At 69.0% G+C, this 19,812-nt stretch carries 18 protein-coding genes and 1 tRNA gene; 10 read left to right on the top strand and 9 right to left on the bottom strand.

Annotation, left to right across the window (positions count from 1 at the left end; all coding sequences use genetic code 11):
- Positions 1-33: 33 nt before the first annotated feature.
- Positions 34-945, bottom strand: coding sequence for a c-type cytochrome (locus AB4Z27_RS17005; RefSeq protein WP_441593522.1), 912 nt, complete (start codon positions 943-945; stop codon positions 34-36).
- A gap of 323 nt (positions 946-1,268) precedes the next feature.
- Between AB4Z27_RS17005 and AB4Z27_RS17000 the strand changes: the two genes are divergently transcribed.
- Positions 1,269-1,344, top strand: a tRNA-Arg gene (locus tag AB4Z27_RS17000).
- Positions 1,345-1,455: 111 nt separating this feature from the next.
- Here AB4Z27_RS17000 and AB4Z27_RS16995 read toward each other — a convergent pair.
- Positions 1,456-2,367 carry an SDR family oxidoreductase gene (locus tag AB4Z27_RS16995; protein WP_441644867.1) on the bottom strand — a complete coding sequence of 304 codons (912 nt, stop codon included), beginning with the start codon at positions 2,365-2,367 and terminating at the stop codon, positions 1,456-1,458.
- Between the two features lie 238 nt (positions 2,368-2,605).
- On the opposite strand from AB4Z27_RS16995, the gene AB4Z27_RS16990 reads away from it, so the two are divergent.
- The 5 genes from AB4Z27_RS16990 to AB4Z27_RS16970 all read left to right on the top strand — a co-directional run bounded on the left by AB4Z27_RS16990 (position 2,606) and on the right by AB4Z27_RS16970 (position 10,453).
- Positions 2,606-3,997: an FAD-binding oxidoreductase gene (locus tag AB4Z27_RS16990; RefSeq protein ID WP_092300258.1), complete on the top strand. Its 1,392-nt coding sequence runs from the start codon at positions 2,606-2,608 to the stop codon at positions 3,995-3,997.
- Positions 3,998-4,068: 71 nt separating this feature from the next.
- Positions 4,069-4,473 (top strand): alternative ribosome rescue aminoacyl-tRNA hydrolase ArfB, encoded by a 405-nt coding sequence (gene arfB / locus AB4Z27_RS16985; protein ID WP_092300419.1) that lies wholly within the window; start codon positions 4,069-4,071, stop codon positions 4,471-4,473.
- 186 nt (positions 4,474-4,659) lie between these two features.
- The gene (locus AB4Z27_RS16980) at positions 4,660-7,863 is read left to right on the top strand and encodes a bifunctional cytochrome P450/NADPH--P450 reductase (RefSeq protein ID WP_441644866.1); all 3,204 of its coding nucleotides are present in this window, start codon (positions 4,660-4,662) and stop codon (positions 7,861-7,863) included.
- 300 nt (positions 7,864-8,163) lie between these two features.
- A complete protein-coding gene (locus tag AB4Z27_RS16975) occupies positions 8,164-9,375 on the top strand; it encodes an MFS transporter (RefSeq protein ID WP_092300253.1) in 1,212 nt (403 codons plus the stop codon).
- A 52-nt stretch (positions 9,376-9,427) separates the two neighbouring features.
- Positions 9,428-10,453 carry a GlxA family transcriptional regulator gene (locus AB4Z27_RS16970; RefSeq protein ID WP_092300250.1) on the top strand — a complete coding sequence of 342 codons (1,026 nt, stop codon included), beginning with the start codon at positions 9,428-9,430 and terminating at the stop codon, positions 10,451-10,453.
- Between the two features lie 27 nt (positions 10,454-10,480).
- On the opposite strand, the gene htpX is transcribed toward AB4Z27_RS16970, so the two are convergent.
- Both htpX and AB4Z27_RS16960 read right to left on the bottom strand, forming a co-directional pair.
- Positions 10,481-11,359, bottom strand: a complete 879-nt coding sequence (gene htpX, locus AB4Z27_RS16965) for a protease HtpX (RefSeq protein ID WP_441644865.1) — start codon at positions 11,357-11,359, stop codon at positions 10,481-10,483.
- 120 nt (positions 11,360-11,479) lie between these two features.
- A complete protein-coding gene (locus AB4Z27_RS16960; protein ID WP_092300244.1) occupies positions 11,480-11,815 on the bottom strand; it encodes a hypothetical protein in 336 nt (111 codons plus the stop codon).
- Positions 11,816-11,991: 176 nt separating this feature from the next.
- Between AB4Z27_RS16960 and AB4Z27_RS16955 the strand changes: the two genes are divergently transcribed.
- The 4 genes from AB4Z27_RS16955 (at position 11,992) to AB4Z27_RS16940 (ending at position 13,909) form a co-directional block, all read left to right on the top strand.
- A complete protein-coding gene (locus AB4Z27_RS16955) occupies positions 11,992-12,426 on the top strand; it encodes a Cd(II)/Pb(II)-responsive transcriptional regulator (RefSeq protein WP_092300241.1) in 435 nt (144 codons plus the stop codon).
- Positions 12,427-12,551: 125 nt separating this feature from the next.
- Positions 12,552-12,698 carry a hypothetical protein gene (locus tag AB4Z27_RS16950; RefSeq protein WP_177220001.1) on the top strand — a complete coding sequence of 49 codons (147 nt, stop codon included), beginning with the start codon at positions 12,552-12,554 and terminating at the stop codon, positions 12,696-12,698.
- A 163-nt stretch (positions 12,699-12,861) separates the two neighbouring features.
- Positions 12,862-13,290: a nucleoside diphosphate kinase regulator gene (rnk, locus tag AB4Z27_RS16945; protein ID WP_092300238.1), complete on the top strand. Its 429-nt coding sequence runs from the start codon at positions 12,862-12,864 to the stop codon at positions 13,288-13,290.
- Between the two features lie 265 nt (positions 13,291-13,555).
- On the top strand, positions 13,556-13,909 hold the full coding sequence (locus AB4Z27_RS16940; protein WP_092300235.1) for a hypothetical protein: 354 nt from the start codon (positions 13,556-13,558) through the stop codon (positions 13,907-13,909).
- Between the two features lie 138 nt (positions 13,910-14,047).
- Here the strand turns inward: AB4Z27_RS16940 and ypfJ are convergent, their stop codons facing one another.
- The 5 genes from ypfJ to hyi all read right to left on the bottom strand — a co-directional run bounded on the left by ypfJ (position 14,048) and on the right by hyi (position 19,798).
- Entirely contained in the window at positions 14,048-14,932 is an 885-nt protein-coding gene (gene ypfJ / locus AB4Z27_RS16935) for a KPN_02809 family neutral zinc metallopeptidase (protein WP_092300232.1), read from the bottom strand.
- A 135-nt stretch (positions 14,933-15,067) separates the two neighbouring features.
- Positions 15,068-16,552, bottom strand: a complete 1,485-nt coding sequence (gene pyk, locus AB4Z27_RS16930; RefSeq protein WP_092300229.1) for a pyruvate kinase — start codon at positions 16,550-16,552, stop codon at positions 15,068-15,070.
- Between the two features lie 61 nt (positions 16,553-16,613).
- Positions 16,614-17,945, bottom strand: coding sequence for a glycerate kinase type-2 family protein (locus AB4Z27_RS16925; protein WP_441644864.1), 1,332 nt, complete (start codon positions 17,943-17,945; stop codon positions 16,614-16,616).
- Between the two features lie 89 nt (positions 17,946-18,034).
- Positions 18,035-18,958 (bottom strand): 2-hydroxy-3-oxopropionate reductase, encoded by a 924-nt coding sequence (glxR, locus tag AB4Z27_RS16920; RefSeq protein ID WP_092300223.1) that lies wholly within the window; start codon positions 18,956-18,958, stop codon positions 18,035-18,037.
- A 57-nt stretch (positions 18,959-19,015) separates the two neighbouring features.
- Complete coding sequence (gene hyi, locus AB4Z27_RS16915; RefSeq protein ID WP_441644863.1) at positions 19,016-19,798, bottom strand: hydroxypyruvate isomerase; 783 nt, start codon at positions 19,796-19,798, stop codon at positions 19,016-19,018.
- Between the last annotated feature and the right edge of the window lie 14 nt (positions 19,799-19,812).

Genomic DNA, 19,812 nt, shown 5'->3' with positions numbered 1-19,812 from the left:
CTTTTTTGCGYGGACTRAAAGGTGCGCTTGGCGTTACTTCGCAGCGTTGACCATGTAGTCGGCGGCGGCGATCACGTCGGCGTCGGCGCCGGCATAGCCACCCTTGGGCGGCATCACGCCCTTGCCCTTGAGCGCGAAGTTGTGGACGGCGTCCATGCCTTCCTTGATGCGCGGTGCCCAGGCGGCCTTGTCGCCGAACTTCGGCGCACCAGCCACACCGGCGGCGTGGCAGGCGGCGCAAACCTGGTCATAGACCTTCTTGCCGGTYTCGGCCGATGCAGCGGCCGGGGCGGCAGCCGCCGCAGCAACGGGTGCGGCGGCAGCGGGTGCCGGTGCAGCCGCCGCCGGGGCAGCTGGCGCGGCAGGAACCGCCGGGGCCGCGGCCTGTGCGTCAGGCGCCGAAGCCGCAGCCTGGGCCGGTGCCGCCTGGGCAGGCGCGGGCGGTTCCGGGAACTTGGCGCCGCCGGCGTCGGCCAGGTGCACCACGGCACGGGCCAGTTCGTAGTCGGTGTAGTCGTCCGGCGAGGTGCCGGCGCGGGGGGGCATCGCGCCCTTGCCGTTCATCACGGACTTCAGCAGGCCGTCAAAGCCCTGGCCGATCCGCGCGGTCCAGTCGCCGGGTGTGCCGTGCTTGGGCGCTCCGGCCGCACCGGTGGCGTGGCAGGCGGCGCAGACTTCCTTGTAGACCTGCTCGCCGGTCTTGAAGACGCGCGGCGCGTTCGGGTCCTTGATTTCCAGGGAAGCGACGGGTTGGATGCGATGGTTGACGGCTTCGGCCGTCTGGGTGGAGCCGGCGCCCTCGTGGGTGCCGTGACCAACAAAACTAACCAACAGGACGATCACGAGAATCGGCACCACGAAGGCGGCGATCACGACAGCGATCAGTTGTTTCGGGGTCTTGATGGGAGACTCGTGGTGGTCGTTTTCTTGGTGGACGTCACTCATACAGAACTCTCGATTTTGCAGGGAAACCTAGTGCAGCGCGTTGGGGGCGGCTTGCTTTGTTGGCCCTTGTCGGGGATGGGTCTGTTTTCGCCTTTCGGCTATCTGCGTCCGGGCCATGTCTCGTGTCCCGGGTACGTCTCGTTTCGACGCAAATAGCTGGCGATTATAGACCCAAGCCGTGGCGTCCGGGGCCAAAAGCGGCGGCTGCGAGACCTGCCGGAACCCTTCCCGGCGCAACCCGCATGGACGCCGCCCGACAAACGAGGTATCCTATGCGACTTTCCGACGCCGGCCCTCGTCCGACGTCAATCGCAGCTCACATCGCGCCCGTAGCTCAATGGATAGAGTACTGCCCTCCGAAGGCAGGGGTTGCTGGTTCGATCCCAGCCGGGCGCACCAATAGACTGGCTTGCAGTCAGTCCACGCTAGTCAATCCCGCACACGCGAATTTCCAACAGTTTGTGGTCCGAAGCCAGGTCGACTTCCGAGCAGCGGACGCTTGCGCCCGTCTCACCGATACCCCGTGATATCCGCCGGCTTGCCCGCATCGACCACTTCGGTCATGTAGCGCCAGGCGTCGGGCTGGCTGCCGTCGAGGTCGGTGAAGCCGTAGACCTGCGCCAGTTGGCCGCTGGATAGCGTCTGGCCGTTCCAGCGGGCCAGCTCGGGGTCGGCGGCGAGGGCTGCCACGGCGCGGCCTACGTAGGCGGGGGTTTCGGAGATTGCGAAATGGGGTTGCCGTGCGGTGGCGTCGCGCCAGTTGGCCTCGGTGACGCCGTAGGCGTCCAGCATGGCCTCGGCGCGCAGCCAGCCCGGCGTCAGTGCCACGGCGGTGGCGCCGTACGGCCCCAGTTCATGCGCGAGGGCGAAGGCCATGCGCAGCACGCTGGCCTTCGCCAGATCGTAGAAGAACGACACGCGGTAGTTGGTGGCGTTGTAGGCCGCGGTGCCGTCGGTCACTTCCACCACCAGCCCACCCGGCGATTCGATCAGTAGCGGGATCGCAAAATGGCTGGTAATCGCATGGGTATGCACGCCCAGTTCGAGCGTGCGCAGGCCAATGTCGAGCGACGATTCCCACACGGTCTTATTCCACTCCATGACCGTGGCGCCCCAAATGTCGTTGACGAGGATGTGCAGCGCGCCGTGGTCGGCGCGGATGCGGTYCACCAGCGCGCTGACCTGGGATGGCACCGTGTGATCCACCCGCACGGCGATGCCCCGGCCGCCTGCCGCCGACACCAATTCGGCAGTTTCCTCGATGGTCTCCGGGCGATCCATCTCGGAGCGCTGTGCGCGCGTGGAACGCCCGGTCACGTAGACCGTGGCCCCGGCCGCCCCCAGTTGCACGGCGATGCCGCGTCCRGCGCCACGGGTGGCACCGGCCACCAGCGCGACGCGGTCTCTGAGCGGAGCAGTCATGGGAACGATGCTAGGCAACGGGCGCGCGTGCCGCAAGGTACGCCGCCGCGCGCGAGGCGTCTCCGGCGCCGCCTCACCGCTGTAACCGATCGGTCGATTTCCGGCCCCCGGCGCACGCGGCGCGGCCCGGCGGTAGCCGGCAGGCCAGCGTGGATGCCCCCTCCGCGATTGTGGCGCGCGCCTTGCAAGGAGAAGAGGTTCCGTCGCCCGCATCGCGCACACCGTGGAGGAAACCGCCATGCCAACCCTGACCCCTGCCCATCTCGACATGCTGCGCCAGTCCGTGCGCGGCAAGGTCCTGCTGCCCGCCGACCCCGGCTACGACACGGCCCGCACCGTCTGGAACGCCACCGTGGACAAGCGGCCGGCCGTGATCGTGCAGTGCACGGGCACCGCCGACGTGATCCAGGCCGTCAACTTCGCGCGGGACCGGGGCCTGGTGCTGGCCGTGCGCGGCGGCGGACACAATATCGCAGGCAGTGCGATCTGCGCCGACGGGCTGGTCATCGACCTCTCCGCGCACCGCAGCGTCCAGATCGATCCCAAGGAAAAAGTGGCCTGGGTCAGCGGCGGCGCCTTGCTGGCCGATTTCGACCACGAGGCGCAGGCGCTCGGGCTGGCCACGCCGCTCGGCATCAACTCCACCACCGGCGTGGCCGGGCTGACGCTCGGCGGCGGGTTCGGCTGGCTGACGCGCCAGTACGGCATGACTGTGGATAACCTGCTCGGCTGCGAGGTCGTCACCGCCGATGGCCAGCGCCGCTGGGCCAGCGCCACCGAGGAGCCCGACCTGTTCTGGGCCTTGCGCGGTGGCGGCGGCAACTTCGGCGTGGTCACGCTGTTCCAGTTCAAGCTGCACGATGTCGGGCCGATGGTCACCACCGGGCTGCTCGTCTTCCCGGCCGCCGAGGGCAAGTCGGTGCTGCGCCAGTACCGCACCTTCGCGGAAAACACGATGCCGGACGACCTGAACGTGTGGGTCGTGCTGCGCAAGGCGCCGCCGCTGCCGTTCCTGCCTTCCTCCGCGCATGGCAGCGACGTGGTGATCCTGGCCGTGTTCTACAACGGCGATCCCGACAAGGCCGACGCGGCCATCGCCCCGCTGCGCCAGTTCGGCCAGACCGTGGGCGAGCACGTGGGGCCGGCGCCGTACGCAGCGTGGCAGCAGGCGTTCGATCCGCTGCTCGGCCCGGGCGCGCGCAACTATTGGAAATCGCACAATTTCTCGCGCCTGGACGACGCCGCCATCGACGCGATGACGGACTTCGCGCTGCGCCTGCCGTCGCCGCTGGCCGACATCTTCATCGGCCAGGTGGGCGGGGTGGCCAACCGCGTGGCGCCCGATGCCACCGCCTACGCGCACCGCGACGCCCGCTACGTGATGAACGTGCACGCGCGCTGGGAGCGCAATGACGAGGACAACGCCTGCATCGCCTGGGCGCGCGACTTCTTCCGCGCGACCGAGCCGTACGCCACGGGCAGCGTCTACGTGAACTTCCTGACCGAGGAGGAAACCGCGCGCGTGGGCGCCGCCTATGGGCCGAACTACGACCGGCTGGCGCGCATCAAGCGTCAATACGATCCGCACAACCTGTTCTGCACGAACCAGAACATCGCCCCGGCGCCGTAGCGGCATTGCCCGACTGTGGCGGACACGTTCCGCCACACATCGCCGGCGCATGCGTTGCTATGATGGCGGCCATGGCCGGCGACTTCCTCATCCCTCATCACGAATACGAGATCACCGCGATCCGCGCCCAGGGCGCGGGCGGGCAGAACATCAACAAGGTGTCCAACGCGGTGCACCTGCGCTACGACGTACGCACGGCGTCGCTGGCGGCCGACCACAAGGAGCGGCTGCTGGCCCTGCACGACCACCGCATCACCCGCGACGGCGTGATCGTCATCAAGGCGCAGCAGCACCGCAGCCTGGAGATGAACCGCGAGGAAGCGGTTCGGCGCCTGCACGAGCTGGTGGAGAGCGTGGCCACGCCGCCGCGCACCCGGCGCGCCACGCGGCCCACGCTGGCATCGCGCAAGCGGCGCATCGAGGCCAAGACCCAGCGCGGCCAGATCAAGGCGCTGCGCGGGCGGGTGGTCGATTAGTCGTTAGTCACCCAGTCAACGCCAGTCACCGATCGGTCACTTTATTCGAACGTTTATTTCAAACGCACGGCGGATGCCTCGCGGCGGCGGGAATTGGAGGGCATGCTCGGTGTCCGCGCGTTGACTTCGCCCCCGAAACTCGGCGATTGTCTACGGCAGCCACGATCAGCCCCCACAGCCGCCCCCATGTCCATCGTCCAGCCCGCCGTTGCCCTCCAGCCCATTCCGCGCGACCCGGGCTGGCCCATCGTCGGCAATCTGTTCCAGATCACGCCGGGCGAGGTCGGGCAGCATCTGCTGGCGCGCAGCCGGCACCATGACGGCATCTTCGAGCTGGACTTCGCCGGGCGGCGCGTGCCGTTCGTGTCGTCCGTGGCGCTGGCCAGCGAGCTGTGCGACGCCACGCGCTTCCGCAAGATCATCGGCCCGCCGCTTTCCTACCTGCGCGACATGGCCGGCGACGGCCTGTTCACCGCGCACAGCGACGAGCCGAACTGGGGCTGCGCCCACCGCATCCTGATGCCGGCGTTCAGCCAGCGCGCGATGAAGGGCTATTTCAATGTGATGCTGCGCGTGGCCAATCGCCTCGTGGACAAATGGGACCGTCAGGGCCCGGACGCCGATATCGCCGTGGCCGACGACATGACCCGGCTCACGCTGGACACCATCGCGCTGTCCGGTTTCGGCTACGACTTCGACTCGTTTTCCAGCGAACGGCTAGACCCGTTCATCGTGGCGATGGTCGGCGCGCTGCAGGAGGCGATGAACAAGCTCACGCGGCTGCCGATCCAGGACCGCTTCATGGGCCGCGCCCACCGCCAGTGCGCCGCGGACATCGCCTATATGCGCAACCTGGTGGACGATGTGATCCGCCAGCGCCGTGCCGCGCCCACCGCCGGCATGGACCTGCTGAACCTGATGCTGGAGGCGCGCGACCCCGAGACCGACCAACGCCTGGACGACGCGAACATCCGCAATCAGGTCATCACCTTCCTGATTGCCGGGCACGAGACCACCAGCGGCCTGCTGACCTTCGCGCTCTACGAACTGCTGCGCAACCCCGGCGTGCTGGCGCAGGCCTATGCGGAGGTGGACGCCGTGCTGCCCGGCGACGCCGCGCCGGTGTACGCCGATCTCGCCCGGATGCCCGTGCTGGACCGCGTGCTCAAGGAGACGCTGCGGCTCTGGCCGACCGCGCCGGCGTTCGCCGTGGCGCCGTTCGACGATGTGGTGATCGGCGGGCGCTACCACCTGCGCAAGGATCGGCGCATTTCGGTGGTGCTGACCGCGCTGCACCGGGACCCACAGGTGTGGGCCCACCCGGAGCGGTTCGATATCGACCGTTTCCTGCCCGAGCACGAGGCGCGGCTGCCGGCGCACGCCTACATGCCGTTCGGGCAGGGCGAGCGCGCGTGCATCGGCCGGCAGTTCGCGCTGACCGAGGCCAAGCTGGCGCTGGCGCTGATGCTGCGCCACTTCGCCTTCCACGATCCGTACGACTACCAGTTCAAGCTCAAGGAAACGCTGACGATCAAGCCCGACAACCTCGTGCTGCGCGCGCGGCGGCGCCGCCCGCACGAGCGCATCGCGGCCCAGCCCGTGGCGGCGGAGGCCACGCCCGCCGCGCAGGCCGAGGTACGCGGCCACGGGCAGGCGCTGACCGTGCTGTGCGCGTCGAGCCTGGGCACCGCGCGCGAGCTGGCCGAGCAGATCCACGCCGGGGCGGTGAGCGCCGGTTTCGCGGCGAAGCTGCAGGATCTCGACGACGTCGTCGGCGCGCTGCCGGCGTCGGGCATCGTGGTGATCGTCGCCGCTACCTACAACGGCCGCGCGCCGGACTCGGGCCGCCGCTTCGAGGCGATGCTGGACGCGCACGCGGCGGCCGGCTATCGCGCCGATGGCCTCCGGCTGGCGCTGCTCGGCTGTGGCAATTCCCAATGGGCGACGTATCAGGCGTTCCCGCGCCGCGTGTTCGACTTCTTCACGTCGGCGGGCGCCGTGCCGCTGCTGGAACGCGGCGAAGCCGATGGCAACGGCGACTTCGACCAGTCCGCCGAACGCTGGCTGGGCCAGCTCTGGCAGGCCTTGCAGGCCGATGGCGTGGACCCGGGCGGGGCGGGCACGGGCGGCATCGTCGCGGAGGTCCGCAGTCTGGCGGCGATCCGCGCCGAGACGCTGCCGGCCGGGACGCTGGGCTGCACGGTCTTGTCGAATACCGAACTTGTGAACGATCCGAGCGGCCTGTGGGATTTCTCTCTTGAGGCGCCGCGCACCTCCACGCGCGACATCCGCCTGCAACTACCGCCCGGCGTGACCTACCAGACCGGCGATCACCTCGCCGTCTGGCCGCAAAACGACGCCGCGCTGGTGGAGGCGCTGTGCGAACGGCTCGACCTCGACGCGAACGCCATGGTCACGCTCTCCGCGCCGCAAGGCACCGGGCGGGGCCTGCCGATTGGCCAGCCGCTCCCGCTGCGGCAGTTGCTGACACACTTTGTTGAATTGCAGGACGTGGTTTCCCGGCAGACGCTGCGCGGGCTGATGCGCGCCACGCGCTGCCCGTTCACGCAGCAGGCGCTGGCAATGCTGGCCTCGGACGATGCCGAGCGCGGCTACGCGGCGCAGGTGGCGGCGCGGCGGCTGGGTCTGCTCGACGTGCTGGTGGCGCACCCGGCGATCACGCTGTCGCTGGAGGGCCTGCTCGGTTGCGTGGTGCCGATGCGGCCGCGTTTCTATTCGATTGCCTCGTCGCCGCTGGTGTCGCCGGACGTGGCGACGCTGCTGGTCGGCACGGTCTGGGCGCCGGCGCTGTCCGGGCGCGGGCAGTTCCGGGGCGTGGCCTCGACGTGGTTGCAGGGGCTGGCGCCGGGTGCGCGCGTCGCGGCGTCCATCCGCACCCCGAACCCGCCGTTCGCGCCCGAGGCCGACCCGCGCGTGCCGATGCTGCTGATCGGCCCGGGCACCGGCATCGCGCCGTTCCGGGGCTTTATCGAGGAACGGGCGGCGCAGCGCGCGGCGGGGCAGGCCGTGGCGCCGGTGCAACTCTACTTCGGCTGCCGCCATCCTTCGCACGACTGGCTCTACGGCGACGAGATCGCCGCCTGGGCCGGGCAGGGCGTGGCCGAGGTTCATGTCGCCTATTCGGTGGTACCGGAGGCGCCGCGCTATGTGCAGGATCTGCTCTGGCAACGGCGCGMCGCCGTCTGGGCGCAGATCGAAGCCGGCRCCACGGTCTACGTCTGCGGCGACGGCCGACGCATGGCGCCGGCGGTACGCCARACGCTGATCGACATCGGCACGCAGGTAGGCGGGATGGACGCCACGCAGGCGTCCGACTGGTTCGCCGGGCTGGTGGCGCAGGGGCGGTACCGGCAGGACGTGTTCAACTGACGGCGCGTATTGAGGCGCTGTCCCTCTCCCCCGGCCCCTCTCCCGCAAGCGGGCGAGGGGAGACCCCACTCGGTTTGCCAACCGGCCGTTGGCGATGGAGACCCCGCTCGGTTTGCCAATCGGCGAGGGAGACGACCCTTCGGTTTGCTCCCCTCTCCCTCTGGGAGAGGGGCCGGGGGAGAGGGCAGGCGCCTGCCGGAGCCCCACCGCTTCCTGGCAGAATTCGACGGATCATTGTCCGTCAGCCGCCCCGCGTCGCCCGTACGCTGGTAGCCATCCCCCTCTTATCCGGAGAATCCGATGGCTACCTCCGCCATGCGGCAGGCGCGCGTGCTGGCGCTGTGCCAGGCGCTTTACACCGCCGCGCTGTCCGTTGACCTGACGCTGACCGGGCTGGTCGGCTACACGCTCGCGCCGGACAAGGCGCTGGCCACCTTGCCGTTCGCGCTGATTACCGTGGCCTCGGCGCTGACCGCCATCGCCGCCGCATTCCTGATCGAGCGCTTTGGCCGCCGGCTGGCGTTCTCGCTCGGGGGGCTGGCCTGCGCGCTGGGCGGCGTGGTCTCGGTCTGGGCGATCTATACCCATCACTTCGTGTTGTTCTGCGTCGGCACGGCGCTGGTCGGCGTGTTCCAGGCGTTTGCGCGCTTCTACCGGCTCGCCGCCGCCGATGCCGCGCCCGCGCCGGACAAGCCGCGCGCCATCTCGGCCGTGCTCACCGGTGGCGTGGTCGCCGCCGTCTGCGGGCCGGCCATCGCCGCGTGGAGCGCGGACATGATGCAGCCGCTGCCGTTCGCGGGCTCGTACGCGGTGGTCGCCGTGTTCGGCGTGCTGACCATGCTGGTGCTGGCCTTCGCCTACCGCGAGCCGGCCTCGCTGGCCGCCGGCAGCGCCGCCAGCGATGGCCTGCCCGCGCGCCCGCTCGGCGAGATCGTGCGCCAGCCGATCTTCCTCGCCGCGTTCGCCAACAACGGCATCGGCAACGCGGTGATGATGTTCGTGATGACGGCCACGCCGATTGCCGCCGTGGCGTGCCAGCACACGATCACGCAGGGCGCGCAGATCATCGAATGGCACCTGGTCGGCATGTACGCGCCGTCGTTCTTCTCGGGCTGGCTGCTGCAACGCTTCGGCAATCCGGCGATGCTGGCCAGCGGCATTGCGCTGTCGGCGCTCGCGGCGGTGGTGGCACTGTGCTCGACCGCGCTGCCGGCCTTCTACCTCGCGCTGCTGTGCCTCGGCATCGGCTGGAATTTCATGTTCGTGGGCGGCACCACACTGCTGGCGGGCAGCTACCGCACCGCCGAGCGCGCGCGCACCCAGGCGACGGCCGAGTTTTCCGCCGCCGTGCTGACCGCGCTGGCCACGCTGGCGGCGGGGCAGGTGCTCTATCACTGGGGCTGGCAGGCCGTGAACCTGGCCGTACTGCCGGCGCTGGCGCTTGCGCTGGTCATCACGCTGCGCTGGCAGCGGCATGCGCGGCGGGTGGGGGCGATGGCGGCACCCGCATGATCGGCCGGCGTATGATCGGGGCCACTCCCTTCGCTCAAACCGCTCGATTCCCATGCCCACCGACCTCCATCTCATCGCCGCATCGCCCCGCGTGGTGGTGATCGTGGCGCCGGACCCGGCGCAGGAGCTTGACGTCACCGGGCCGACCGCCGTGTTCGGCGCGGCCAACAAGCTGTGCGGGCGGGCCGAGCCGTTCTACGACGTGCGCGTGGTCAGCGTCAGCGACGACGCCATCGTGCGCACCGAAAGCGGCGTGCGGATGCTGGCCGACGCGCCGTACCACCAGATCGCCGACGCCATCGGCCAGCCCATCGACACCCTGCTGATCTCGGGCGGCTCCGGCCACGCGGCGGCGTCTGACGACGCGCGGTTGATCGGCTGGATCCGCGAGCAGGCGCCCCGGGTGCGGCGGCTCGGCGCGGTCTGCACCGGCGCCTTCGTGCTCGCCCGCACCGGGCTGCTGGACGAAGCGCGCGTGACCACGCACTGGCGCCACGCGGACCGCCTGGCCACGCGCTACCCCCGGCTGACCGTCGATGCGGACCCGATCTGGATTCGCGCGGGCCGCTACTACACCTCGGCCGGCGTGACGGCGGGCATGGACCTGTCGCTGGCGCTGGTGGAGGAAGACCTCGGGTACGCGGTGTCGCTCGAAGTGGCGCGCGAACTCGTCCTGTTCCTGCGTCGACCGGGCAACCAGGCGCAGTTCTCCACCTCGCTGCGCGCGCAGGCGGCCGAGAGCGTGGAGTTGCGGGCCTTGCAGGGATGGATGGCGGATCACCTCGACCGCGACCTCTCGGTAGCCGTACTGGCCGAGCGGGTGGCGATGAGCCCGCGCAACTTCGCGCGCGTGTTCGCCAAGCAGGTGGGGGAGACTCCGGCGCGCTACGTGGAGCGGCTGCGGGTGGAGGCGGTGCGGCGGATGCTGGAGGCCAGCGACCGCCGGCTGGAGAGCATCGCCCACGCCACCGGCTTCGCCAACGCGGACGTCATGCGGCAGGCCTTCCTGCGGCATGTGCAGACCACGCCCGAACGCTACCGGGCGGCCTTCCGGGCGGAACGGGGCGCGGCGGCCTAGCGACCGCCGACCCGCGCCCTTATCCCATTAACGGCTGGATTGCAGCGCCGCGATGCGCTGTTCGATCGGCGGATGGCTCGAGAACATCGCCAGCCACTTGCGGCCGCCCGAGATCCCCATCGCCTGCATGTTCTGCGGCAGGCCATCGGCATCGAGGCCGCCCAGGCGGCGCAGCGCCGAGACCATCGGGGTGGGCGTGCCCATCAGGCCGGCCGCGCCTGCGTCCGCACGGAACTCGCGCTGGCGCGAGAACCACGCCACGATCACGCTGGCCAGGATGCCGAAGAGCAGCTCGCAGACCACCACRGTGATCATGTAGCCGATGCCGGGGCCGCTCGACTCCTCGTCGTTGCGGCGCAGCCACGAATCCACGAAGTAGCCGACCACGCGTGCCATGAAGATCACGAAGGTGTTCACCACGCCCTGGATCAGCGTCAGGGTGACCATGTCGCCATTGGCGATGTGGGCCACCTCGTGCGCCAGCACGGCTTCCACTTCGTCGTGGGACATCGACTGGAGCAGGCCGGTGGACACCGCCACCAGCGAGCTTTTTTTCGACGCGCCCGTGGCGAAGGCATTCGGCTCGCCGTCATAGATCGCCACTTCGGGCATCGGCAGGCCGGCCCGGGTGGCGAGTTTCTCGACGGTCTGCATCAGCCACAGCTCGGTGCTGGTGCTCGGATGGGTGATGAYCTGGGCACCGACCGACCACTTGGCGATGGTCTTGGACATCAGCAGCGAGATGAACGAGCCGCCGAAGCCCATCAGCGCGGCGAACGCCAGCAGCATGCCGAGGTTGAGGCCGTTGGATGTCAGGTAGCGGTTCACGCCCAGCAGGCTGGCCGCGACGCTGAGGACGAGCATGACGGCGATGTTGGTCGCCAGGAACAGGAAAATACGTTTCATGGTGTGTGGGGCAAGGATAAAGACGCGGACGAGCCGCAGGCGCGCACGGCGCTGACTGGGCGCCGCACGACAAACGGAACGCGCACGGCCGGCCAGTGGCGGCCACGCGCGCAATGGGGATCAGCCGCGCGGCGGGCGCGGCAAGCGGGGAAGGTGGGGGTCCGGCAGCGTGATGCCGGCATAGCGCGGCAAGGCGCCGCGCACAGAGGGGGCGGCCACACGCGGCATCGGCGCGGGCAACAGCTGTTCGGCGAAGTCGGCGCCCGGCGGCGAGGGCTCGGCGCTATCGGCCGGCATCGGCAGGCCTGGCTCCGCCGGCGCGGCGAAGTCGGCCTGATCGGCCAGCACCGGGTCGGCGGCAATCATCACCGCCTGCATCGACGTCTCCACCTGGGCCACCGGCGTGCTGACGCCTGCCCAGGCCTGCAACGGCAGGAAGGCAAGCAGCACGATCATCAGCAGGAGCCGAAGAGGTTGCACGGAGCGGTGTGACGAGGGGGACGACATTGGCGTCGATTCTACCGCAGGGGGCTGGCGGCCGTTGCCCCGCAGCAAGCTGACGGCAAATCGCCTACACTCCCTCCGTAACCCTGTAATYGCTACRGGGATTTCCGAACCCGGAGAACCAGACCATGCGTATCGGCGAACTGTCCCGCCACAGCGGTTGCGACGTCGAGACCATCCGCTATTACGAGCGCGAGGGGTTGCTCGATGCCCCGCAGCGGGAAGACAACGGCTATCGCCGTTACGGCGACCCGCATCTCGTGCAGCTCAACTTCGTGCGCCATTGCCGTTCGCTGGGGATGAGCCTGTCCGATGTGCGCCGGCTGCGGGATTTCCAGCGCAATCCGTCGCTGGCGTGTGGCGATATCGACACGCTGCTCGACCGCCAGATCGACCAGATTCACGCCCAGCGTGTGGCGCTGGAAGCGCTGGAAGGGCAGTTGCGTGCGCTGCGGCATACCTGCGAGAACCCGAACCCGCATCCGGCCAGCGAGTGCGGCATTCTCCAGAACCTCCAGCAGGCAGCCGAAGGGGCGGCCTGCGAATGTCATCCACGGCATTGATGTGATGGGCTCCATTGCATAAGAGCGTATCAATGCGGCGCATAGGGTACACCCTCAGCCCGCGCCATCGGACGGCTGTGCTAGCATGGCCGTTCGTTTTCCCTGCATCTCAGATCATTCTCACGATGTCCCGTCATCTGCCGTTCACCGCATTCGCCATGGTCCGCTTCCAGCGGCCGGCGGGCGCGTGCGTGCGGGTGACGCGCATCGCCATGCGCAGCATCGACCGCCGGATCAACGCCCCGCTTGATCCCGCCCGGTTCCCGGCCTGACCGATCCCCACCAAGCGGGCCCGGCGCCGAACCGGGCCCGAGTCACCGCAGTTTCCATCCTGCCGGCGTCGCCCCATTGCGCCGGCCATTGAATTCCTGACACCCTGGCCGCCGCGCGCCTGAATCTGSGCTCGGCTGCCGCCTTGCGAGAGAGACCTTTGCCATGGCCAAGTCCAACGGCGTTTCCAGCAACGCCCCCACCCTGTACCTGACCGAACTGGACGTGACGCGCCTGGAAGGTATCGCCAGCCGCGCCGCCACCGCCGAACTCGACGAAATGCTGGACGCGCTGCTCACCCGCGCGGCCATCGTGCCGCCGGACGCGATCCCCAAGGACGTGGTGACGATGAACTCGCGCGTGGTCTGCGCACTGGAAGGGGAGCCGGCGCCGCGCGACTGGACGCTGGTCTATCCGGACGATGCCGACCTGGCCGGCGGCCGCCTCTCGGTGCTCTCCCCGGTGGGGCAGGCGCTGCTCGGCGCCCGCGCCGGCCAGACCGTGGACTACCGCCTGCCGGACGGCCGCCAGCAACGCGTGACCGTGCTGGAAGTGGCCTTCCAGCCCGAAGCCAGCGGCCAGTTCACGCTCTGATCTCGCGCTGATTCCCCCGGTCATCCGCCTGGATTGACCGGTCAACGCGGCTGGCACCCCGCCAGTCGCGCCCCCGCGGCCACCGTTCATCGGCAGGTCCAGCGTTTCACGGCGTGCAACGCACCATTCGTCGCAGCGGTATTTCTCGTTGGCGGCCGACCCACTAACCTTCACTCCGTGCTCAGATGGCAACGCAGATTGTTCATCCGGGCAGCAGTTCAGCTGTCTACATAAAAAAGCAGTGAATCAGTTGAAGGAGTCCCAGATGAACGCCAAACGTATCCTTGGCGGCGCCCTTGTGTTCGCCGCATTCGCAGCGTCAGCCGCGGCCATGGCCGCGCCGGCCGCCACCAGCAAGGCTGGTAAGTTCGACGTCTATGCCGATGCCTTGCGCACCGGCAGGTTCGATGTCTACACGGACGGTGCAAAAACCGGCCCGTTCGACACCTATACGGATGGCGCCCGCCAAGGCCCGTTCAACCCGTTCGGCGAAGGCACCCGGCAAGGCAAGTTCGACAGCTTCAGCGAAGGCAGCCGCACGTTCAGTGGAGAGATCTCCGCGACGCCGGTCGACAACTCGCGCAATGGCGACTTGTACGGCTACAACTATCGCGTCTGAACCTAGCTCGTCCTGACGGACAACGCGGCCACTTAGGTGGCCGCGACAGTTTTCTCTCCCACCTGCCCGGCCGACCTCCTCCTTCTCTCTCTCCGCCTGGGCAGGTGATTTTTGCTCCCGCCGTTCCCGCTTCCCCGCTTACAGCTTCTTCGCCGCAAACGTATCGCATTTGCGGATATCCCCCGTGGTCAGCCCCTGCCTGAGCCAGCGCACACGTTGTTCGCTCGTGCCGTGGGTGAACGCCTCCGGCACCACGTAGCCCTGCGCTTGCCGTTGCAGCCGGTCGTCACCAATCGCGGCGGCGGCTTTCAGTCCTTCCTCCACATCGCCCGGTTCCAGCAGTGCCTGATTGGCCTTTTGCGCCGTCGCGGCCCAGACGCCGGCCAGGCAGTCGGCCTGTAGCTCCAGACGCACGGATAGCTGGTTCGCCTGCGCCTCGCCCATGCGGCGGCGCGCGGCGTCCACCTTGGCGGACACCCCGAGCAGGTTCTGCACATGGTGGCCAATCTCGTGGGCAATCACGTACGCCTGGGCGAAGTCGCCGCTGGCGCCGAAGCGCTTGCGCAGCTCGTCATAGAAGGCCAGGTCGATATAGACCTTCTGGTCACCCGGGCAGTAGAACGGCCCCATCGCCGACTGACCGGTGCCGCACGCCGTGGGCGTGGCGCCCGAGAACAGCACCAGCGTGGGCGGCGCGTAGCGGCGGTTCAGGTCGGTTTCGAAGATGTGCTCCCATGTCCGCTCGGTATTGCCGAGCACCTTGCGCGTGAACACGGTGAGCTGGTCGGTGGCCGGCGGGCGGTGCGCCTGGGACTGCGGCGCCTGCTGCGGCTGGCCCTGGATGACCGAGGCGCCCTGGAAAATCACCGACGGATCGACCCCAAAGAAATACGAGGCGGCCAGCGCGATAACGATGGTGCCGATACCGATCGATTTGCCGCCGATGGGGAAGCCGCCGCCGCCAAATCCGCCGCCACGGCGGTCTTCCACATTCTGGCTTTCGGCTTCGTCGTCGAGACGCATGAGGGCTCCGTCATAGCTTGTAGATCGGCGGCCACGTGGGGCCGCCATATGTCGGAGCAGTATAGCAATGGCGCCCGACGGTAGATGTCAGCCATCCACCGTCAGGTACATCCCTTAGTGGCCCTCAGCGGGCCCTCAGACCGCCGCCGGCTGGCGCAGCGCGCCGCCGATGCCGAGGTCCGCGTCCAGGCTGCCCGCCACTTCGGTGCCGACTTCGGCCACGCGCAGCAGGTTGGTCGTGCCGCCCTGGCCGAACGGCATGCCGGCCGCAATGGTGATCTGGTCGCCCGGCGCCGCGTAGCCTTCCACCAGGGCCGCGCGGGAGGCGGCTTCCACCATCTCGTCCACGCTCTGCACATCCGGGCTGACCGTCGAATGGATCCCCCAGGCCATGGCCAGCCGCCGCGCAATCTCAAGATTCGGCGTGATGCTGACGATGGGCGCGCACGGCCGCTCGCGCGCGGCACGCAGCGCTGTGGCGCCGGACGACGTGTACGTCACCGTGGCCACCGCGCCGATGATCTGCGTGACCTCGCGCAGCGCCGCGCAGATCGCATCCTGGCGCGTGGAGAGCGGCGCCTCGTGCTGCGCATCGATCATATTGCGGTACAGCGGGTCCTGCTCCACCTCGGTGATGATGCGGTCCATCATCGATACCGCCGGTACCGGATGCCGGCCGTTGGCCGATTCGGCGGACAGCATCACGGCATCGGCGCCGTCGTAGATGGCGCTGGCCACGTCGGAGGCCTCGGCGCGCGTGGGCACCGGCGAGTCGATCATCGATTCCAGCATCTGCGTGGCGATGACGATGGGTTTGCCGAGCTGGCGGCAGATGCGCAGGATGCGCTTCTGCACGCCGGGCACGCGCTCGGGCGGCAGTTCCACGCCGAGGTCGCCGCGCGCCACCATCACCGCGTCGGACACGCGCACGATCTCTTCCAGCTGCTGCAAAGCCGCCGGCTTCTCGATCTTCGACAGCACGCCTGCGCGCGTGCCGATGATCTCGCGCGCCTCGGCGATGTCCGAGGGCCGCTGCACGAAGGACAGCGCGATCCAGTCCGCGCCCAGCTCCAGCGCGAAGGCCAGGTCGCGGCGGTCCTTCTCGGTCAGCGCGGGGATGGGGATCACCGCGTCCGGCACGTTTACGCCCTTGCGGTCAGACAGCGTGCCGTTGTTGGCCACGCGCGTGGTGATGCTGCCGCTCGCCACGGCCACGATGTTCAGGCGCACCTTGCCGTCATCGATCAGCAGGGACTGCCCGGCACTGGCCGCGCGGAACAGCTCCGGGTGCGGCAGGTAGACGCGCGTGGCATCGCCGGGCGTGGGGTCGCTGTCCAGCACGAAGGTGTCGCCGGCCTTGACCGCCACCTTGCCCACCGCGAAGGGGCCGATGCGCAGCTTCGGGCCCTGCAGGTCGGCCAGGATGGCGATGGGGCGGCCGGTCTCGGCCTCCACCTGGCGCACGGCGTCGTAGCGCGCGCGATGGTCCTCGTGCGTGCCGTGGCTGAAGTTCAGCCGGAACACGTCTGCGCCGGCATCGAACAATTGGCGGATGACCGCGATGTCCGAGCTGGCGGGTCCGAGCGTRGCAACGATCTTGGCTTTGCGCTGGCGTCTCATGATGTCTCCTTCCTGTTTCCGTGGGGCTCTTGTGCGACTTGTGGGGCGRCGCGATCCGGGATCAGACGATCAGGATCGCGCGGAAATCGTTGACGTTGGTACGGGTGGGGCCGGTCACGACGAGATCGTCGAGGCCGGCGAAGAACCCGTAGCCGTCGTTGTTGTCGAGGTGGGCGCGGGCGGACAGCCCACGGGCGCCGGCCCGCGTCAGCGTGTCCGGGCCGAGCAGGGCGCCGGCGTTGTCTTCGGAGCCGTCGATGCCGTCCGTGTCCCCGGCGATGGCGTGCACGCCGGGCAGGCCGTCGAGCGCCACGGCCAGCGCCAGCAGGAATTCGGCATTGCGCCCGCCGCGCCCGTCGCCGCGCACGGTGACGGTGGTTTCGCCGCCGGACAGGATCACGCACGGCTTCTGGAATGGCTGGCCGCGCGTGGCGACCTGCCGGGCGATGGCGGCGTGCACTTCGGCCACATCGCGCGCTTCGCCCTCGATGCAATCGGACAGGATGTGCGCGGTCAGGCCCAGCTCGTGCGCGCGGGCCGCGGCGGCTTCGAGCGACTGCTGGGCGCTGGCCAGCGTGACGCTGCGGTGGCCGGCAAAGCGCGCGTCGCCGGGCTTGGGGGTTTCGCCGGCGCCGCTCTCCAGGTGCCGGCGCACGTTGGCGGGCACCTCGATCTGGTATTTGGCGATGACTGCGAGCGCGTCGGCGCAGGTGGTGGCGTCCGGCAGCGTGGGGCCGCTGGCGATCAGGGTCGGGTCATCGCCGGGGATATCGGAAATCAGCAGGGTCTCGACGCGTGCCGGCGCGCAGGCCAGCGCCAGCCGGCCGCCCTTGAGCGCGGAGAGATGCTTGCGCACGCAGTTCATCTCGCCGATGTTCGCGCCGCTGCGCAGCAGCGCCTTGTTGACCGCCTGCTTGTCTTCCAGTGTCAGGCCCGGGGCCGGTGCCGCCAGCAGCGCGGAGCCGCCGCCGGAAATCAAGCAAAGCACGAGGTCATCGGCGGTCAGTCCCCGCACGGCTTCCACCATGCGTTGGGCGGCGCGCTGGCCTGCGGCGTCGGGTACCGGGTGGGCGGCTTCCACGACCTCGATGCGCCGGCAGTCGGCGCCATGGCCGTAGCGCGTGACCACCAGCCCCGACAGCTCGCCTTGCCAGTGCGCCTCCACGGCCTGCGCCATCGCGGCGGCAGCCTTGCCTGCGCCGATCACCACGGTGCGGCCCTTGGGGGGCGATGGCAGGTGCGGCGGCAGGCAGTGGGCGGCGCTGACGGACGCCACGGCCGTGTCGAACAGGCCGCTCAGCAGCGCGCGCGCGTGGCGGGGATCGCGGAAGTCAGGGAGGCTGCCYGGTCGCTGGGGCGACAGCAGGGCGGCGGTGGCGTCGGTGGCAAGCATGTGGGGTCCGGAAGGCAAGGCAAGACCCGGGCACGGGGCCCGGGCGGGTGAGGCTAGGTACGCTTACTTCGCGCTATTACATCGCGCTATTACTTCGCGCTTTTTGCGATCTCATGGTTCGACATGATCTCGATCGCCCGGCACAGCGCCGAGTGGTCGAGCTTGCCGAAGCCGTTGGCTGCGCATGCGTTGAACAGCTCCTGCGCGGTGGCCGTGTTCGGCAGCGACACGCCCAGCGTCTTGGCCCCTTGCAGCGCCAGATTCAGATCTTTCTGATGGAGTTCGATGCGGAAGCCGGGGTCGAACGTGCGCTTGACCATCCGCTCGCCGTGCACTTCCAGAATGCGCGACGCCGCGAAGCCGCCCATCAGCGCCTGACGCACCTTGGCCGGGTCGGCGCCAGCCTTCGACGCGAACAGCAGCGCCTCGGACACCGCCTGGATGTTCAGCGCCACGATGATCTGGTTGGCCACCTTGGTGGTCTGGCCGTCGCCGTTGCCGCCGACCAGCGTGATGTTCTTGCCCATCAGCTCGAACAGCGGCTTGACCTGATCGAACGCTTCGGCCGGGCCGCCCACCATGATGGTCAGCGAGGCCGCCTTGGCGCCCACCTCGCCGCCGGAGACCGGCGCGTCGAGGTAGGAGGCGCCGAGCTTGTTGATGCGCGCCGCGAAGTCCTTGGTGGCGATCGGCGAGATCGAGCTCATGTCCACCACGATCTTGCTGTAGCTGGCTTCCTTGCCGGCCGTCTTGAGCGCCGCCGCCACGCCCTTGTCGGCGAACAGCACCGCCTCCACGTGCGGGGTGTCCGGCACCATGATGACGATGATGTCCGCGCGCTTGGCGACTTCCTCGGCGCTGGTGCACACGGTCACGCCGGCATCGACCAGCGCCTGCGGCGCCGGATTGACRTCGTGCACGAACAGCGTGTGCCCGGCGGCGCGCAGGTGGCCCGCCATCGGCGCGCCCATGATGCCRAGGCCGATAAAGCCGACGTTTCGTTGATCTGCCATGSAATGTCTCCTCTCTAATCTATCGAAAAATTCTTGAATGTCTGCGGGGCGCGCGGCTTACTGCACGCCCATCGCGGCGCGCCAGCCCAGGCCGGCCTCGGTGGTGGTCTTCGGCTTGTACTCGCAGCCGATCCAGCCGGTGTAGCCAATCTCGTCCAGGTAGCCGAACAGGAACGGGTAATTCARCTCGCCCGTGCCCGGCTCGTTGCGGCCCGGGTTGTCCGCCAGCTGCACGTGGCGGATCTTCGGCAGGTTGGCCTTGAGCGTCGCGGCGATCTCGCCCTCCATGCGCTGCATGTGATAGATGTCGTACTGCACATACAGATTCGTCGCATTGACTTGCCCGATCAGGTCCACCGCCTGCTGGGTGCGCGAGAGGAAGAAGCCGGGGATGTCGAAGGTGTTGATCGGCTCGATCAACAGGTCGATCTGCTCCTTCGCCAGCGCGGCRGCCGCGAAGCGCAGGTTCTCCACCAGCGTCTCGTTGGCCTGCTCACGCTTGACGTCCTGCGGCAGCTTGCCGACCAGGCAGTTCAGCTGGCGCACGCCGAGCACCTTCGCGTACTTGATCGCCTCGCCCACGCCTTCCTGGAACTCGCCCACGCGGTCCGGGTGGCAGGCGATGCCACGCTCGCCGGCCTCCCAGTTGCCGGCGGGCAGGTTGTGCAGCACGAGGTCCAGCTGGAACCGGCTCAGCCGGTCGGCAATCTGGTCCGCATGGAACGCGTACGGGAACAGGAACTCCACGCCCCGGAATCCGGYGCGGGCGGCGGCCTCGAAGCGGTCCAGGAAGGCCRCTTCGTTGAACAGCATGGTCAGGTTGGCGGCGAGCTTTGGCATGTGTGTCTCTCTCC

It is taken from the genome of Cupriavidus sp. KB_39 (assembly GCF_052114485.1).
Taxonomy (GTDB): domain Bacteria; phylum Pseudomonadota; class Gammaproteobacteria; order Burkholderiales; family Burkholderiaceae; genus Cupriavidus.
This window is presented reverse-complemented; position numbering and strand designations above follow the sequence as displayed.

What these genes read in the sequence shown, in the direction of transcription:
- AB4Z27_RS16970 (WP_092300250.1), top strand. Translation starts at nt 9,428, where the DNA reads ATGCCCACCGACCTCCATCTCATCGCCGCATCGCCCCGCGTGGTGGTG.
- arfB (WP_092300419.1), top strand. Translation starts at nt 4,069, where the DNA reads ATGGCCGGCGACTTCCTCATCCCTCATCACGAATACGAGATCACCGCG.
- ypfJ (WP_092300232.1), bottom strand. Translation starts at nt 14,932, where the DNA reads ATGCGTCTCGACGACGAAGCCGAAAGCCAGAATGTGGAAGACCGCCGT.
- AB4Z27_RS16940 (WP_092300235.1), top strand. Translation starts at nt 13,556, where the DNA reads ATGAACGCCAAACGTATCCTTGGCGGCGCCCTTGTGTTCGCCGCATTC.
- rnk (WP_092300238.1), top strand. Translation starts at nt 12,862, where the DNA reads ATGGCCAAGTCCAACGGCGTTTCCAGCAACGCCCCCACCCTGTACCTG.
- AB4Z27_RS16990 (WP_092300258.1), top strand. Translation starts at nt 2,606, where the DNA reads ATGCCAACCCTGACCCCTGCCCATCTCGACATGCTGCGCCAGTCCGTG.
- AB4Z27_RS16950 (WP_177220001.1), top strand. Translation starts at nt 12,552, where the DNA reads ATGTCCCGTCATCTGCCGTTCACCGCATTCGCCATGGTCCGCTTCCAG.
- AB4Z27_RS16960 (WP_092300244.1), bottom strand. Translation starts at nt 11,815, where the DNA reads ATGATCGTGCTGCTTGCCTTCCTGCCGTTGCAGGCCTGGGCAGGCGTC.
- AB4Z27_RS16955 (WP_092300241.1), top strand. Translation starts at nt 11,992, where the DNA reads ATGCGTATCGGCGAACTGTCCCGCCACAGCGGTTGCGACGTCGAGACC.
- AB4Z27_RS16975 (WP_092300253.1), top strand. Translation starts at nt 8,164, where the DNA reads ATGGCTACCTCCGCCATGCGGCAGGCGCGCGTGCTGGCGCTGTGCCAG.